Origin of the sequence: Micromonospora sp. B9E7 (assembly GCF_039871815.1) — a bacterium.
GTDB lineage: Bacteria > Actinomycetota > Actinomycetes > Mycobacteriales > Micromonosporaceae > Micromonospora.
Genome location: NZ_JBDPLX010000025.1, coordinates 1 through 15,289, shown reverse-complemented (window position 1 = coordinate 15,289; position 15,289 = coordinate 1). Strand labels below are relative to the sequence as shown.

The 15,289-nt window shown below is 69.8% G+C and carries 12 protein-coding genes and 1 pseudogene; 3 read left to right on the top strand and 10 right to left on the bottom strand.

Annotated elements, in window-relative coordinates; genetic code table 11:
- The first annotated feature begins 10 nt into the window (after window positions 1-10).
- A complete protein-coding gene (locus tag ABGB10_RS28685; RefSeq protein ID WP_347664116.1) occupies window positions 11-604 on the top strand; it encodes a PadR family transcriptional regulator in 594 nt (197 codons plus the stop codon).
- Between the two features lie 112 nt (window positions 605-716).
- Here the strand turns inward: ABGB10_RS28685 and ispG are convergent, their stop codons facing one another.
- From ispG to ABGB10_RS28640, 9 genes and pseudogenes are all read right to left on the bottom strand, one after another.
- Entirely contained in the window at window positions 717-1,889 is a 1,173-nt protein-coding gene (ispG, locus tag ABGB10_RS28680; protein WP_112588507.1) for a flavodoxin-dependent (E)-4-hydroxy-3-methylbut-2-enyl-diphosphate synthase, read from the bottom strand.
- 9 nt (window positions 1,890-1,898) lie between these two features.
- On the bottom strand, window positions 1,899-3,149 hold the full coding sequence (locus ABGB10_RS28675) for a site-2 protease family protein (RefSeq protein ID WP_347664115.1): 1,251 nt from the start codon (window positions 3,147-3,149) through the stop codon (window positions 1,899-1,901).
- The gene (gene dxr, locus ABGB10_RS28670; RefSeq protein ID WP_347664114.1) at window positions 3,149-4,360 is read right to left on the bottom strand and encodes a 1-deoxy-D-xylulose-5-phosphate reductoisomerase; all 1,212 of its coding nucleotides are present in this window, start codon (window positions 4,358-4,360) and stop codon (window positions 3,149-3,151) included. Before dxr ends, ABGB10_RS28675 begins: the two co-directional genes overlap by 1 nt.
- 43 nt (window positions 4,361-4,403) lie before the next feature.
- Window positions 4,404-5,048: a Uma2 family endonuclease gene (locus tag ABGB10_RS28665; RefSeq protein ID WP_347664113.1), complete on the bottom strand. Its 645-nt coding sequence runs from the start codon at window positions 5,046-5,048 to the stop codon at window positions 4,404-4,406.
- Window positions 5,049-5,153: 105 nt separating this feature from the next.
- Complete coding sequence (locus ABGB10_RS28660; protein WP_347664112.1) at window positions 5,154-5,789, bottom strand: hypothetical protein; 636 nt, start codon at window positions 5,787-5,789, stop codon at window positions 5,154-5,156.
- Between the two features lie 269 nt (window positions 5,790-6,058).
- Entirely contained in the window at window positions 6,059-6,256 is a 198-nt protein-coding gene (locus tag ABGB10_RS28655; protein WP_347664111.1) for a DUF397 domain-containing protein, read from the bottom strand.
- A pseudogene (locus ABGB10_RS28650) lies at window positions 6,246-6,429 on the bottom strand (Scr1 family TA system antitoxin-like transcriptional regulator); the annotation flags it as partial. The pseudogene ABGB10_RS28650 and the gene ABGB10_RS28655, both read right to left, overlap by 11 nt.
- A 69-nt stretch (window positions 6,430-6,498) precedes the next feature.
- Window positions 6,499-10,485: a CARDB domain-containing protein gene (locus ABGB10_RS28645; RefSeq protein WP_347664110.1), complete on the bottom strand. Its 3,987-nt coding sequence runs from the start codon at window positions 10,483-10,485 to the stop codon at window positions 6,499-6,501.
- Window positions 10,486-10,933: 448 nt separating this feature from the next.
- Window positions 10,934-11,485: a GNAT family N-acetyltransferase gene (locus tag ABGB10_RS28640; RefSeq protein WP_347664109.1), complete on the bottom strand. Its 552-nt coding sequence runs from the start codon at window positions 11,483-11,485 to the stop codon at window positions 10,934-10,936.
- A 51-nt stretch (window positions 11,486-11,536) separates the two neighbouring features.
- Here ABGB10_RS28640 and ABGB10_RS28635 point away from each other — a divergent pair, with 51 nt between their 5' ends.
- Entirely contained in the window at window positions 11,537-12,415 is an 879-nt protein-coding gene (locus tag ABGB10_RS28635; protein WP_347664108.1) for a YhjD/YihY/BrkB family envelope integrity protein, read from the top strand.
- Here ABGB10_RS28635 and ABGB10_RS28630 read toward each other — a convergent pair.
- On the bottom strand, window positions 12,385-13,548 hold the full coding sequence (locus tag ABGB10_RS28630) for an alkaline phosphatase PhoX (protein WP_347664107.1): 1,164 nt from the start codon (window positions 13,546-13,548) through the stop codon (window positions 12,385-12,387). The genes ABGB10_RS28635 and ABGB10_RS28630 overlap by 31 nt on opposite strands.
- 146 nt (window positions 13,549-13,694) lie before the next feature.
- Between ABGB10_RS28630 and ABGB10_RS28625 the strand changes: the two genes are divergently transcribed.
- Window positions 13,695-15,289 (top strand): NAD(P)/FAD-dependent oxidoreductase (locus ABGB10_RS28625; RefSeq protein WP_347664106.1); only part of this gene is annotated, 1,595 nt, incomplete at its 3' end.

The window sequence follows — 15,289 nt, the reverse complement described above, 5'->3', positions numbered from 1 at the left end:
GGAGAACCTGATGAGGTTCCATCGACAGCACCACCCGATGCACGAGGCCCGGATGCGGGGGTTCGGCTTCCCGCCGGTTCCGCCCGGTCCGCACGGGCATGGCCACGAGCACGGACACGGCGGCCCCTGGGGCGGTCGGGGTCGCGGACGGGGTCGGGGGCGACGCCCCAACGTCCGGGCCGCCGTGCTGGCTCTGCTCACCGAGCGGCCGATGCACGGCTACGAGATGATCCAGGAGATCGACTCCCGCACCGGCGGTGCGTGGCGGCCGAGCCCCGGGTCGATCTACCCCACCCTCCAGCTACTGGAGGACGAGGGCGTGATCGTCGCCAGCACGGAGGAGTCCGGCGGCGGGCGGAAGCGCTTCACGGTCACCGAGGCCGGTCAGGCGGAGGCCACCGAGGCGGCGCAGAGCCCGGCCTGGGCGGACGTCGCCCAGGGCACGGTGAGCAGTTGGCACGACATCCGCGACTCCGGCGCGCAGGCGATGAACGCCCTGCGCCAGGTGATGATGAACGGCACCGACGACCAACGCGAGCGGGCCGCCCAGGTGCTCGACGAGACGCGCCGCAAGCTGTACGCGATCCTCGCCGAATCCGAGTGACGCCAGACCGCACCACAGCGCCAGGCACACCACGGCGCGCAGAAGCACGAAAGCACAAACGCAGAGCGGCCGTTCCCCGCGTGGGGAACGGCCGCTCTTTCCAACTGGAAAATCAGTGCACGGTGACCGTCGGGCCGGTGACCAGCCCGCGCAGTTCCTCGGGAAGCTCGGCGCCCATCTCGTCGGCGATCCGCAGCGCCTCCTCGATCAGCGTCTCCACAATCTGCGCCTCGGGAACCGTCTTGACGACCTGCCCCTTGACGAAGATCTGGCCCTTGCCGTTGCCGGAGGCGACACCGAGGTCGGCCTCGCGGGCCTCGCCGGGACCGTTGACGACGCAGCCCATCACGGCGACCCGCAGCGGCACCGGCAACCCTTCCAGGCCTGCGGTGACCTCCTCGGCGAGCTTGTAGACGTCCACCTGGGCCCGCCCGCAGGACGGGCAGGAGACGATCTCCAGGCCCCGCTCGCGCAGACCGAGGGACTCCAGGATCTGGTTGCCGACCTTGATCTCCTCGACCGGCGGGGCGGACAGCGACACCCGGATCGTGTCGCCGATCCCCTCGGCGAGCAGCGCGCCGAAGGCGACCGCCGACTTGATGGTGCCCTGGAACGCCGGGCCGGCCTCGGTGACACCGAGGTGCAGCGGGTAGTCGCACTGCTCGGCGAGCTGCCGGTACGCGCGGATCATCACGACCGGGTCGTTGTGCTTGACCGAGATCTTGATGTCCCGGAAGCCGTGCTCCTCGAACAGCGAGCACTCCCACAGCGCCGACTCGACGAGCGCCTCGGCGGTGGCCTTGCCGTACTTCGACAGCAGCCGCTTGTCCAGCGAGCCGGCGTTGACGCCGATGCGGATCGGCACCCCCGCCGCCCCGGCGGCGCGGGCGATCTCCTTGACCTTGTCGTCGAACTGGCGGATGTTGCCCGGGTTGACCCGGACGGCAGCGCAGCCGGCGTCGATCGCGGCGAAGACGTACTTCGGCTGGAAGTGGATGTCGGCGATCACCGGGATCTGCGACTTCTTGGCGATCGCGGGCAACGCCTCGACGTCGTCCTGGGACGGCACGGCCACCCGGACGATCTGGCAGCCGGACGCGGTCAGCTCGGCGATCTGCTGGAGGGTGGCGTTGATGTCGGAGGTGAGGGTCGTGGTCATCGACTGCACGGACACCGGCGCACCGCCACCGACCGGGACCGAACCGACCATGATCTGGCGGCTGGCCCGGCGGGGAGCGAGCGGCGGGGGCGGCACGGCTGGCATACCGAGACTGATAGCTGTCACTTCAGGCACTCACCTTGAGAAGAGCGTGATGGGGTTGACGACGTCCGCGGCGATGGTCAGCAGCGTGAACGCGCCACCGATCAGGATCACCGCGTACGTGAAGGGCATCAGTTTGAGGTAGTCCACCCGGCCGGGGTCGGTCCGGCCGATCCGCGCATACACCCAGGAGCGGGCGCGTTCGAACCAGGCGATGGCGATGTGGCCGCCGTCCACCGGGAGCAGCGGCAGCAGGTTGAACACGCCGATGAAGAAGTTCAGCGACACGAAGAGCATGAAGAAGACCAGCCAGGCGTTGTTCTCGACCGCCTCGCCACCGAGTCGGCTGGCGCCGACCACGCTGATCGGGGTATCGATGTCCCGCTCGCCGCCGGTGAGGGCGGTCCACAGGGCGGGGACCTTCTGCGGGAGCCGCTGCAGCGCCTGGGCCGTGCCGACGGCCAGCTGACCGGTGAAGTCCGCGGTGGCGCCGAACGCGCCGATCGGGCCGTACGTCACGCGGGTGGGGGTGCTGGGGACGAGCCCGACGCCGAGCGCGGCCACCGGCGCGGTCGCGCCGTTGGGGTTGTCCAGCGGCGGACGCTGGGTCTGCGCGAGCACCGTGCTGGTGGTGCCCGGCTGCCCGTCGCGGACGTATGCGATCTGCGCGGTGTCGCCCGGCTTGAGCCCGCGCAACGTGGTGAGCAGGTCGCCGTAGGAGTTGATCGGGGCACCGTTGACCGAGGTGATCCGGTCGCCGTTCTTCAACTGCGCCTGGGCGGCCGGGCTGGCGGCGTCGGCGGGCGTGCACGCCCGAACCGAGTTCTCCGCCACCACACAGTCACTGAGCCGGATGACGGCGGGCTCCTGGCGGGCCTGCGCGTCGGTGGTCGGGAAGTCGGGGTTGGGCAGGCCGGCGGAGACGGCCAGGATCCAGATCGTGACCAGGGCGAGCGCGAAGTGCGTGATCGACCCGGCGGCCATCACGATCGTCCGCTTCCAGACCGGGTAGCGCCACATCACCCGTGACTCGTCGCCCGGCTCGACGTCGTCGTCCTGCGGCGTCATCCCGACGATCTTGCAGAAGCCGCCGAGGGGGATGCCCTTGAGGCCGTACTCGGTCTCACCCCGCTTGAACGACCAGATGGTGGGGCCGAAGCCGACGAAGTACTTCGTGACCTTCATCCCGAACGCCTTGGCGGTCAGCAGGTGACCCGCCTCGTGCAGGCTCACCGAGATGAGAATGGCCAGGGCGAAGAGGACCACCCCGAGCAGGTACGACATCAAGCTCCTTCCACCGAACCCGCGATGATCTCCTGCGCGTGCGCGCGTGCCCACGACTCGGCCGCGAGCACGTCCTCGACGGTACCTGGTTCGCCGAAGTCCGGAGCCTCCTCCAACACGCGTTCGAGGGTGTCGACGATGCCGAGGAACGGCAGCCGGCCCGCCACGAACGCGGCCACGCACTCCTCGTTCGCCGCGTTGTAGATCGCCGGGCGGCTGCGACCGGCCTCCCCGGCGGCCTTGGCCAGCGCAACGGCCGGGAACGCCTCGTCGTCGAGCGGCGCGAACTCCCACGTGTGCGAGGCCGTCCAGTCGACGGCGGTGGCGGCCTCGGGCACCCGGTCCGGCCAGCCGATGCCCAGCGCGATCGGCAGCCGCATGTCCGGTGGGCTGGCCTGGGCGATCGTCGACCCGTCGACGAACTCGACCATCGAGTGGATCACCGACTGGGGGTGCACCATCACGGTGATGTCGGCGTAGGGCACGTCGAACAACTCGTGCGCCTCGATCACCTCAAGCGCCTTGTTGACCATGGTCGCCGAGTTGATCGTGACGACCGGGCCCATGTTCCAGGTCGGGTGCGCGAGCGCCTGCTCGGGTGTGACCTGCGTCAACTCGTCGCGCCGCCGACCCCGGAAAGGCCCGCCGCTGGCCGTGACGATCAACCGACGCACCTCACCACGCGTCCCGGAGCGCAGACACTGGGCCAGCGCCGAATGCTCCGAGTCGACCGGCACGATCTGCCCCGGCCGCGTCACCGCGGCCTTGACCAGCGGGCCGCCGGCCACGAGCGACTCCTTGTTGGCCAACGCGAGGGTACGACCACCACGCAGCGCGGCCAGCGTAGGAGCGAGGCCCAGCGAGCCGACCACCCCGTTGAGCACGATGTCGCACGGCCACTGGGCCAGCTCGGTCATCGCGTCCGGGCCGGCCACGATCTTGGGAAGCTTGAAGTCCCCGGTGGCCCACCCGCGCCGGCTCGCCTCGGCGTAGAACGCGAGCTGCAGATCCTGGGCGGCGGAAGCCCTGGCCACCCCGACCGCCTCGACACCCAGTTCCAGGGCCTGCGCGGCGAGCAGCTCCACGTTGCCACCGCCCGCACCCACGGCGACCACCCGGAACCGGTCCGGGTTGCGCCGAACGATGTCGATGGCCTGCGTACCGATCGAACCGGTGGACCCGAGCAGGACTAGGTCGCGGGGGGAAGTCACCCGGCCATTCTCCCCCACCGTCGCTGCGCGCCCGCTGGGAGCCTCAGGCGTCCCCGTCCGACGCATCCGGCAGCGCCTCCTCGCCGAGCAGGTCGCCCAGGTCGATGGAGAACTCGAACGGCTCCCGCATGACGAAGCGTGTCCCCGCCGCAGCGGCAGCCACCGGGCGGTACTCCCCCTCGGTCAGCTCGTACAACGCGATGGTGGGCACCCGATTGCGCAGGTCGACCCGGAGGAAGAAGGGCACGCCCGAGGCCGCGTACTCACGCGGGCGGTCGATGATGTCCTTGCGCCGGTTTCCGGGGGAGACGATCTCCCCGAGAAGAACGGCGTGCCCGATGTCCATCGTCGTTCGACCGCCGCCCGGAGCGTCGAGAATGACGATGTCCGGGATAAAGAGATCCTGGCCCGAGACGATGTTCGTCGCAAGGTAGAGCCACAGCTTTGCGCGACGCGCCGCCTGCTTGATTAGGTAGGCGAGGTCCAGCTCCGCGTCCTTATGGTCGTACCCGGCGTGTGGTGTCACGATCACGCTTCCGCTCAGGACCTCAACCTTGGGGCCGTTGGTCTCCGGCAACAGGTCGAGGGCGAGCTGCGCGGTCCACGGCTCGTCGTGCCACCGCAGCACGTCGAACGACGGCTCGGAGTGCTGTGGCACCGGCTCCGGCTCGTACGCCGCCTGGGCCATCCAGGCTCACCTTCTCAGCGGGACATCCTGCTCAGGTCAGCCTAGCCATCGCAGCCCCAGAAGCGCGTCATCGCACACCCAGTGCGTCACCCAAGTGGCTGACGGTCAGCCGCACTGGTCCTGATTGATGGGCCGGGATGGCACGACCCCGTCGCCGTAGTTGGCGGCCAGGGTTGCGGCCCACAAGTCCGGGACGGTCCAACCGGGGAAGGCCAGCGGGAGGTATGCCTGCAGCGCGCCGGATGCGTCCAGCATGGGCGCGAACTGCTCCTGCCATTCGCCGCGTACGGCCAAGGTGGGGAAACCCCGGAAGACTGCCACTTCGGGATCCCGCTCACCCCAGCATCCCCACCTGCGGGAAGGTCCTGTCACCGCGATGACGTTCGCCGAAATCGCGATCGAACCGAAGATGTCGCTGGCAGCCTCGTGACCAATCAGCGCCCAGTAGTCGTCCTCGCTGGCCTCGACGGACAACGACAGGGCCGGATACGACTGATACTCCGACAGGTAGTACGTATCGCAATCCGGCTCAAGGACCAGCAGCTCGACGTGCTCGTCGCCATGCCAGCGGGCCATCGCGCAGAGCGCCGGCCAGAGTTCCGGGGCGAGGACCGCATCGAACTCGCAGAACAGTGACTCACCGCCAATCTCACGGAAGACCTGATCAGGCAACCTGACCGACAGATCGAAGGTGGCTCCGCAGCGGGCGCGAATGTTCAGGTAGGCGTGGTGATCGATCACGACAGACCCCTCCCCGGAGATCCCCCAGCTGCTGCCCGCACGAGTGGTTCGTGCAGATCTTGGACATTTTTCGTTACGGCGTAACGAGAAGTGTCCAAGGTGTGCGGGCGGCAGCGAGCGGCGGCCTGTGCGATCCCAGGCGTCCACCCCGCACCCCTCCCCAAAATCGCGGGGAGGCTAACCCGGACCTGCGACAGATCTTGGAGGGAAATCGCCCCTCCCGGGGCCGAATTCTTCCAAGATCTCGGTGAACGAGTTCGCCGAGCCGCTCAGCGGCGGTTGTTCGACTGCGATGCGCGGGTTGACGCGATGAAGGCCGGCCAGACCGAATCGGTGAAGGTCAGCGTTGGCCCCTGCCGGTCCTTGCTGTCGCGTACGCCGACCGAGTCGGCGAAGCATGCCACCTCGACGCAGTCGCCCTCGCTGCCGGATCGGGTCGACGTGCGCCAGACTCCGTCACGCACCATCGGTCATCTCCTTCGCTATGGCCGCGATCATCGCGCGGGACTCGTCGGCGCTGAGCGCCCGCTCGCCGAGGGAGCGCCATGCGTCCTCGTAGAATCTCGTGGGTCTTGTCAAGGTAGACCGCGCCGCACGGACCGTCCATGTAGATCGTCGTCGGCTCCGGCTCGCGTACCTCGACTCGGGATTGTGGAAGTCGGGGTGTCCGCAGCCTGCGGACACCCCGACTTCCTGGAGAGCGTGTCGATCAGGGATTGATGACGAACTGAGAGCCCGGCTGGATGACGATGTTGCCGTCGGCCGAGTTGGTGATGGTCACGTTCGTCAGGTTGGCGTTACCGCGCGCGCCGCTCATCGCGAGGATGCCGGCACCGTTGTTCGACTTGTCGATCCGCACATTGGTGATGGCGAGGTTCGGTATGTTGCCGCCACCGTTCTTGAACTGGATGCCGTCGAACGTCGAGTCGATGATGTCGGTGTCCCGGATCGTCACCCCGACGATGTCCCGAGTGGCCGGGAAGATCGTGATGGCACCGAACTCCTGGTCCTCGTTCCAGAACGCGCCGCCGGTGCGGTAGAGCCCGTTGTTGGCGATCAGCGTCGTGCCGGAGAACGGCAGCGGGTCGTGGTCGGTCGCCAGCATGATGCCCGGGTAGTTCGCGGTGTCGTAGATCAGGTTGTTCTCGATCGAGTTGTCGTAGCCGCCGTAGATGGCGATACCGTTCGCTCGCCAGGGCAGCTGGATGGTGTTGTTGACGAAGTGGTTGTCGTGGGCGATGTCGACGTTGCGGTCCTTCACGTACGGGTTGGCCCAGACGGCGAGGGCGTCGTCACCGGTGGTGCGGAACGACGAGTTGAACACCCGCGAGTTGCGCGTGCCGTTGCTGAAGTTGATGCCGTCGGCGTACGTGTTGCGGATCCGCATGCCGCTGAACTCCAGCCCGTCGGCCGGCCCCCACAGGTCGGGGATGTTGTCGTAGTCACGGCCCACCCAGGCACCCACGTTGGCGTGCTCGATCCAGACGTTGCTGATCTTCGTGCCGGTGCCGAAGCGACCGTTCAGACCCACGCCACCCTCGGCGTTGCCGTCACCGCCACGAATCCGGCCCGAGCCGAAGATGGCGATGTCGGAGATCTGGGTGTCCTTGTCGATGTCGAAGCCGAAGTTGCCCTCGTGCGGGTGGTTGATGCCGCCCACCACGTTCTGCGGCTCGGTCAGCGTGTAGAGCTGCGAGTGCCACATGCCGGCGCCCCGGATCGTGACGTTGCTGATGCCGACCTGGTTGTGCATCCCCCGGTTCAGCGGGTCGTCGGTCAGGATCTTCTGCTCCTGCCGCCACTGCCCGGCGGGAATCCAGACGCAGCCGATGACACCGTTCTGGTCGTCGGTCACCGCCCGCTGGATGGCGGCGGTGTCGTCGAGCCCGTCGTTCGGGATCGCACCGTACGACGTGATCGAGGTGCAGCCGGCCGGCTGGCTCGCCGCAGGCGCCACCTGCTCCAGGTCGATCATATCGATCACGTAGAACGAGGCGGTGTCACCCGAGTCGCGCTGCAACTTGAACCGGGTGCCCGCCGGGTACGACTGCGCCAGCAGCGCGTTCGACTCGTCGAAGAGCCGCCGGGCGTCGGCCTGCGGGGTGTTCGTCAACGCCTCGGGCCCGTCGGTGTTGCCGTAGAGCCAGCTGTGCCTCGACGACAGGGTCAGCTTCCGGGAGAAGACGTCGTTGACGTAGAGGCTGATGGTCGCCTCGATGCCGCCGCCACCGGGAGCGTCCGGAATGGAGTTACGCACCACGATGGAGTTGGCCTGGTTGGCCGAGGTGAACTCCACGAACTGACCGGTGCTGTTGAGCCGCACCGACTTGCGGCCCGAGGACTCGCTCGCGAAGTTGGTGTGGCCGAAGGTACGCAGCGGGTCGGTCTCCAGCAGCGTGCCCTGGTAACGGCCGGCCTCCGCCTCGTAGGAGACGTACGGGACCGCCGCGCCACGCCCGACCACGATCGACTGACTGAACGCGTTGTTGGTCTCGTTGGTCTCCGCGACCACGTTCGTGGCATCCGCCGTGGCGGTGAGGGTGGCACCGCCACTGGTGGCGGTCCAACTGCCGCTGACGACCACGTTGACCGTCGCGCCGGCCGCGATCGAGGCGGTGTTGGTGTTGAGGGTCGTGCTGCCCGCCACCAGCCGGGTGACAGTCGTCGCGCCGGTCGCGGTGGTGCCCCGGTTGCGGACCGCCACGGTGAAAGTGACGGACGCCCCGACCGCCGGGTTCGGCGGATTGGAGGCGATGCTGAGCACCTGGAGGTCCGGGCCCGGGGCCTGCGCGACGACCAGTGGCGACGGCGCCGTGAAGCTGTTGTTGCCGTTGTTCTGCTCGACGATCGTGTTCGTCGGGTCGACCACCGCCGAGACGGCGTAGCTGCCCATCGGCCGCGTACCGGCGTTGAACGACACGGTGGTCGAGGCGCCGGCGGCGAGCGCGCCCACCGTGGCGCTGCCCACCACCGCGCCGGCCAGGCTGAAGTTGACAGTGGTGGCTGCTGCGGCGGCGGATCCGATGTTCTGCACCACGGCCGACAGGGTGACCGCGCTGACCTCGCTGGGTGACGTCGGCGACCAGGTCACCGAGCTGACGACCAGGTCCGGGTTGGGCGCCGGCGTGCCGCACACCTCGAGCTCCGCGACCTGCCCGGAGGGCGCGCCGGTGTTGCCGGTGAACCGCAACTGCACGTCCGCGGTGGTCGCGCTGACCGGGATGGTCACCACGTTGGTGCCCTGCACGAACTGGTAGGCCGCCGCCGACACCAGACTGGTGTACGCCGACGACGCCTGGTCGCGGCCGAGGACCTGGATGGTCTGGGTACGGGTACCCCAGGCCGAGTCGGGGTTGAGCTTGACGGTGACGCCGGAGATCGAGTGGTTCGCGCCCAGTGCCACGGTCAGGTTCTGCGGGTAGCTGGCCGCGCCCTCCCAGTAGGTGCCGAGTTGCCCGTCGTTCGCCTTGTCCGGGGTGAAGCTGAAGGTGGAGCCGCTCGCCGTCATGCTCTTGCCCTGCGCCACGTTGGTGCAGGCGGGCGGGTTGCTTCCGGTCCGGGTGACGGTGTTGCTGTTGCCGGACAGGTTGCCGGCGCCGTCGCGGGCACGGACGTGGTACGACACGGTGGCCGTGGCCGGCTGGGTGTCCTGGTAGCTGAGGACGGTGCCCAGGGTCGCGATCAGGTTCCCGCCCCGGTAGACGTTGTAGCCGGCCAGACCGCTGCCACCGGAGTCGGTGGAGGCACCCCAGTTGAGCGTGATCGTGCTGCCCGACGTGCTCTGCGACAGCGTCCCCGGGACGCTCGGCGCGGTGGTGTCGCCGCTGCCGGTGCGGGTCACCGTGTTGCTGTTGCCGGACAGGTTGCCGGCGGCGTCGCGCGCCCGCACGTAGTAGGACACCGTCGCCGTGGCCGGCTGGGTGTCGTTGAAGGTGGTCACGTTGCCGACGGACTGGAGGAACGCGCCGTTGCGGTAGACGTCGTAGCCGGCGATGCCGCTGCCGCCCGCGTTGTCGGTCGACGCGACCCAGTTGAGGCTGATGGTGGTGCCCGACTGGGTGTACGAGAGGTTGCCCGGCGCGCTCGGCGCGGTGGTGTCGGGGGTGGTGCCGCCGCTGCCGTACACCTCCAGCTCGGAGAGCTGCCCGGCCGGCCAGCCGCTGTTGGCGGTGACGGTGATCCGGACGTAGCGGGTGGAGGCCGAGCTGAAGTTGATCGTGACGGTGCTGCCGCTCGCCGGGTTGAAGGTGTACGTCTGCGACCCGACCAGGTCGGTGAAGGACGAACCGTTGGTGCTGCCGCGCACGCTCAGCGTCTGCGTCCGGGTCGCCCAGCCTGAGGTCGGCAGCTTCAGTACGACCTGGTTGACGCTCTGCGATGAGCCGAGATCGACCTGCACCCACTGCGGGAAGGCGTTGTTGACGCTCTCCCAGTAGCTGCCCGCGTTGCCGTCGACGACCTTCGACGAGTCGTAGACGTCGGCGTGGCCACTCTCCTGGGTGGGGCGGCCCTGGGCGAGGTTGGTGGCGGCCGGGGCGAAGTCGCTGCTCGCTGCGGCTGCCGGGGCGGCGGGGCGGGCAACATCGGCGGGGCGGGCTGCGGCGGCCGGGGTCGCGACGGCGGTCGCCCCGGCCGTGGCGATCAGCGCAGCGGCGGCCGTGGCCGCCACCATCCTGAACAGATTCGTTCGTCTCATCACTGTCCTTGTCGTCGGGGGACGGTTGCCGCGGTGGCTGGACCACGGGGGTGGGGGTGCGGCGGTGCAGCGCCGGCCGATGCGAGAGGCCGGTGTCGAGAGAGACGGGGCGGTACGGGTGGCGCGGGGGCACCACTCGTCCTGGAACACCAGATGGGTACGACCATCAACGGGCCCCCCGAGGAGGCCCGTTGAATCTTCCGATAGCATGCGCAGAACCGTGCACACCTTTGTCGAAATCTTGCGTTACTTTGACCAAAGGTTACTGACGTGCTACGAGAGCGTCAACACTTCGACCACCGTGACTATTGACGGGCTTGGCTGCCCTGACGTCCCCCGCCCGCGCCCGGCCTGCCCACAAGTTCGCGGAAGGCGCTGCCTCCCGACGACCGGAGGCGATACCTTCCCCGAACTTGCGCGGATCTTGCGTCAGCTCGTACCGGAACGATCAGGCATCTGGCGCGGTCAGCACGAACGTCTCCAACAACTCGCCGCCGTACCAGTCGGTGCGCTGGCCCACGTGCGTCATCCCGAGTCGCCGGCAGACCGCCATCGACGGCTCGTTCCCGGGCGACACGAGCGCGTGGATCTCCGAGGTACCGGTGGCGAACTCCCGCGCCGCGAGCGCACGAGCGGCCTCGGTGGCGTACCCGTGACCCCACGAGTCCGGGTGCAGGTGCCAGCCCGTCTCGATGTCCTCGGTGAGCACTGCCTCATCGATCCCCGGCAGCGGCTTGAGCAACAGCGTGCCCGCCACCAGACCGGTCTCGCGCACCTCGATCGCCCAGGTGCCGTACCGGCCGCCGTCGGCGGCGTGCCGGTCCCGCCAGACCTGCAGCCGCTCGGCGGCCTGGGCCGGGTCGGTCATCGGCAGGCCGGGCGACACGGCCAGCCAGCGGGTGATCTCCGGACGGGAGTAGATGTCGTAGATCCGGGCCAGATCGTCCGGATCATCGGTCCAGTCGCGCAGGATGAGGCGTTCGGTGGTGAGAACAGTCATGACCGGCGATCTTAAGGAGTGGCGGCACCGACGACAGGGAAGGAGACGGCGATGGGCAACGGATGGCAGCGGGCGAAGCGGATCACCAGCGCCGCGTTCCGCCCGGTGCGGGGGCGGGACCTGTCGCTGCACGCCGCCGCGATCACCTTCTACGGGGCGGTCGCGGTGGTGCCGGTCGCCCTCCTGGCCATCTGGCTCACCGCGCTGTTGGCCGGGGCCGAGCGGGTACGCCGGCTCACCTCGCACGCCGTGGAGGCCCTACCCACCGCGATCGGCGCGCCCCGGGCGGTGGACGCGCTGGTCAACGCCGGAGTGGAGTTGACCCCGCTGCTGGCGCTGGCCGCACTGCTGCCCGCGTCGCTGTACGGCGAAGGTCTGCGCCGGGCATTCGTGTCGGTGGCCGCGCCCCGCTCCGACGAGCACCTGGTCGGCTGGCGTGGCCGGCTGCTGCTGCTGCCGCTGCTCGCGCCGGCCCCCGCGCTGCTGCTGTCGATCCTGCTGGCGCTCCCCCTCACCACTGGCCTCGTCCGCCAGGGCGGCTGGTTCGGTGTGCTCGGCGTGGTGCTGTCGTTCCTGGCGGTCTGGCTGGTGCTCACGCCGGTGCTGCTGTGGGTGTTCCGGGTGGTCGGGCCGGCCTCACCGGACTGGCTCTCCACGCTCGCGATCGGGTCGTTCACCGCCGCGAACCTCTCCGGATTCCTGCACGGCTTCGTGCTGTTCGCCTCGCTCCCCCTGGACCTGGGCGTGCCGTTCGGTGGCTTCGACGAGATCGGCGCCGGCGTGGCCGTCCTCCTCTGGCTGTACCTGTTCCACGTGATCGTCCTGGCCGGCTACTCCGCCACCCTGGCCCTCGCCCACTGGCGCACCCACCGCCCCAACCGCACCCGCCCCGCCCGGGGTCAGCGGCGGAAGGGGCCCTGGATCTCGTAGGTGATGCCGTTGGCGCCGGTTGACGCACCGCTGGTGCCGCGCTGGGACGAGAAGTACAGGCGGGAGCCGTCCGGGGAGAAGGCCGGGCCGGTGATCTCCGACGAGGACTGCCCGATGAGCCGCACGATGGGCGCCACCACTCCGGCCGGCGTGATGACGTTGATTTCCATGTTTCCGCCGTCCTCGGCGACGTAGAGATCACCGGAGGCGGTGCCCGTGATGTTGTCCACCCCGGTCAGCGGCGCCGTACCGACCGGCACCAACGAGTCGTCGTACGCCAGGTCGAGACGCTGGTTGACCGCGTCGTACGCCCAGACCCGGTTGTCGCCCTTGGTGGTGAACCAGCAGGTGCCCCGGTCGTACCAGCAGCCCTCGCCACCGTCGAAGTGCTTCGCCGCTCCCACCTGGAACCGGGTGGGGATCGGGAAGCCGTCCCGGTCCGGGACGTCCCGCCAGGTGACCGGCCCGGCGACCTGGTCGGCCGGTGCGCAGAGCACCTGCACCCGACCGGTACGCAGGTCGCCCCAGGTGTCCGGCACGAAGCGGTAGAAGCAGCCGTCGTCCTCGTCCTCGGTCAGGTAGACCACCCTGCGGTCCGGGTCGCAGGCGGCGGCCTCGTGGGTGAACCGACCCATCCGGGTCCGCTCCTCGGCCGACCGGCTGCCGTCCGGCCAGGTCTCGAAGACCCGACCGAGCGGCACCTCCTCGCAGGACAGCCAGGTGCCCCACGGGGTGGCGCCACCGGCGCAGTTGACGTTCGTGCCACCGAGGATCCGGTACGCCGAGACGACCGAACCATCCGCGCCGAAGCGGACCGCCGAAGCGCCCCCGACGAACGGGACCTCCGAGTTCGACACGTAGATCCAGCCGTCGCCGGCGGGGAAACAGGCGCCGCCGTCCGGAGCCCAGTGCCAGAGGTACGAGGTGCCGGCGACCCGCTGACCAGAACGAGCGACAACCCGACTGGTGAAACCAGCCGGCAACTGGATGCCGTTGACGTCGGCCGCCAACAGGTCCCCGTACGGGCCGGGGCCGGGCTGGGCGGGGGCGGCCAGCGCAGCGCCCGCCCAGAGGCTGCCGGAGAAGGCGGCGGCGCCGGCGACGGCGGAACGCAGGACGGTACGACGGTCCATCGGTGAACCTCCCGGTGTGGTCGATGTCCAACCGACGGTAGGACCGCACCGGCATCGATCGCAGCCACTGCCCGATGAACGAGGGGTGACGGGTCGGCAGGCGTTGGGCTGACCTTCCCGGGCGAGGCGGACTAGGCTGCCGCGGCATGAGCAGTGAGATTCCGGCCCGCGCCGACGTCGTGATCATCGGTGCCGGGCACAACGGCCTGGTCTCCGCAGTGCTGCTGGCCCGCGCCGGCCTGGACGTCCTGGTGCTGGAGGCCGCCGACGTGCTCGGCGGCGCGACCCGCACCGAGAACCCGTTCCCGAAGGTGCCCGGGCTGCGGCACTCCACCGGCTCGTACCTGCTCGGGCTGATGCCGCCGGAGCTGCTCGCCACCCTCGACGTACGGATCCCGGTGCTGCGCCGCGACCCGCACTACTTCCTACCCACGCCGGGCGGCCTCGGCTCGCCGTACCTGCTCTTCGGCAGTGACACCGCCGCGACCCGGGCGCAGCTCGCCGAGTTCTTCTCCCCCGCCGACGTCGCCGCCGACGACGCCATGCAGGCCGAGCTGGCGGCGCTGCGCGAGGACCTCGCCCCGGCCTGGCTGGCCGAGCCACTGAGCGTCCAGGAGACCGCCGAGCGACACGTCCGACCGGCGCTGCGGCAGGTCTTCGTCGACCTCGTGCAGGGTTCGGTCGCCGACTACCTGGCCCGGTTCGAGTTCCGCTCCGAACTGCTGGTCAGCATGTACGCGGTGACCGACGGGCTGTCCGGCCTCAACGCCGGCCCGGACGACCCCGGCACCGGCCACAACTTCCTCGTGCACAACATGTGCAGACTCCCGGGCTCGGGCGGCACCTGGATGATCGCCGAAGGTGGGATGGGCACCGTCTCGCGGACGTTCGCCGAGGCCGCACGCGCCGCCGGGGCGACAATCCTGACCGGTACGCCGGTGAGCGCGGTGACCCTGGACGGCGGCGCGGCGAGCGGAGTCGTGCTGGCCGACGGCCGACAGGTCGCCGCCCGGGTGGTGCTCGGCGCGTGTGACCCGTACCGGCTGATGGACCTGTTGCCCGACGGCGCGCTCCCGGCGCCACTCGGCGAACGGATGACGGCGGTCCGCCGCCCCGGCACCACCCTCAAGCTCAACCTGGCGCTCACCGGGCTGCCCCGGTTCTCCTGCCTACCGGCCGGCACGCCGAGCCCGTTCGGCTCGACCATCCACCTGCTGCCCGGCTCCGCCTCGCTGGTCGGCGGGGAGGCCACCTCGCCGATGACCGCGCTGCGGGCGATGTGGGCGGACGTGCAGGCCGGGCGACTGCCGGCGGAGCCGACGATCGAGTGGTACCTGCACACCACCGTCGACCCGTCGCTCTCCGACGCCGCCGGGCACCACTCGTCGGCGCTGTTCGTCCAGTCGGTCCCCTACGAGCTGACCGGCACCACCTGGGACGCGGAGCTGCCCGGCTACGTCGACCGGCTGGTCGAGATCGTCGAGCGGTACGCCCCCGGCACCGGTGACCTGATCGCCGACGCGGTGCCACTGCCCCCGCCCGGCATCGAGGAGCACTTCGGCATCACGGGCGGGCACATCCACCACGTCGACAACACGGTCTCGTTCACCGACCGGATGCCGTACGCCACCGGGATCGACGGCGTGTACGCGGGCAGCGCCGGCTGCCACCCGGCCGGCAGCGTCATCGGCGCCGCCGGCCACAACGCCGCCCAGAGAATCCTCGCCGACCTGCCCTACCC

Coding starts and splice junctions, on each gene's coding strand:
- ABGB10_RS28640 (WP_347664109.1), bottom strand. CDS start 11,485: ATGACTGTTCTCACCACCGAACGCCTCATCCTGCGCGACTGGACCGAT.
- ABGB10_RS28645 (WP_347664110.1), bottom strand. CDS start 10,485: ATGAGACGAACGAATCTGTTCAGGATGGTGGCGGCCACGGCCGCCGCT.
- ABGB10_RS28630 (WP_347664107.1), bottom strand. CDS start 13,548: ATGGACCGTCGTACCGTCCTGCGTTCCGCCGTCGCCGGCGCCGCCGCC.
- ABGB10_RS28655 (WP_347664111.1), bottom strand. CDS start 6,256: ATGGTGCGTGACGGAGTCTGGCGCACGTCGACCCGATCCGGCAGCGAG.
- ABGB10_RS28685 (WP_347664116.1), top strand. CDS start 11: ATGAGGTTCCATCGACAGCACCACCCGATGCACGAGGCCCGGATGCGG.
- ABGB10_RS28675 (WP_347664115.1), bottom strand. CDS start 3,149: ATGTCGTACCTGCTCGGGGTGGTCCTCTTCGCCCTGGCCATTCTCATC.
- ABGB10_RS28665 (WP_347664113.1), bottom strand. CDS start 5,048: ATGGCCCAGGCGGCGTACGAGCCGGAGCCGGTGCCACAGCACTCCGAG.
- ABGB10_RS28635 (WP_347664108.1), top strand. CDS start 11,537: ATGGGCAACGGATGGCAGCGGGCGAAGCGGATCACCAGCGCCGCGTTC.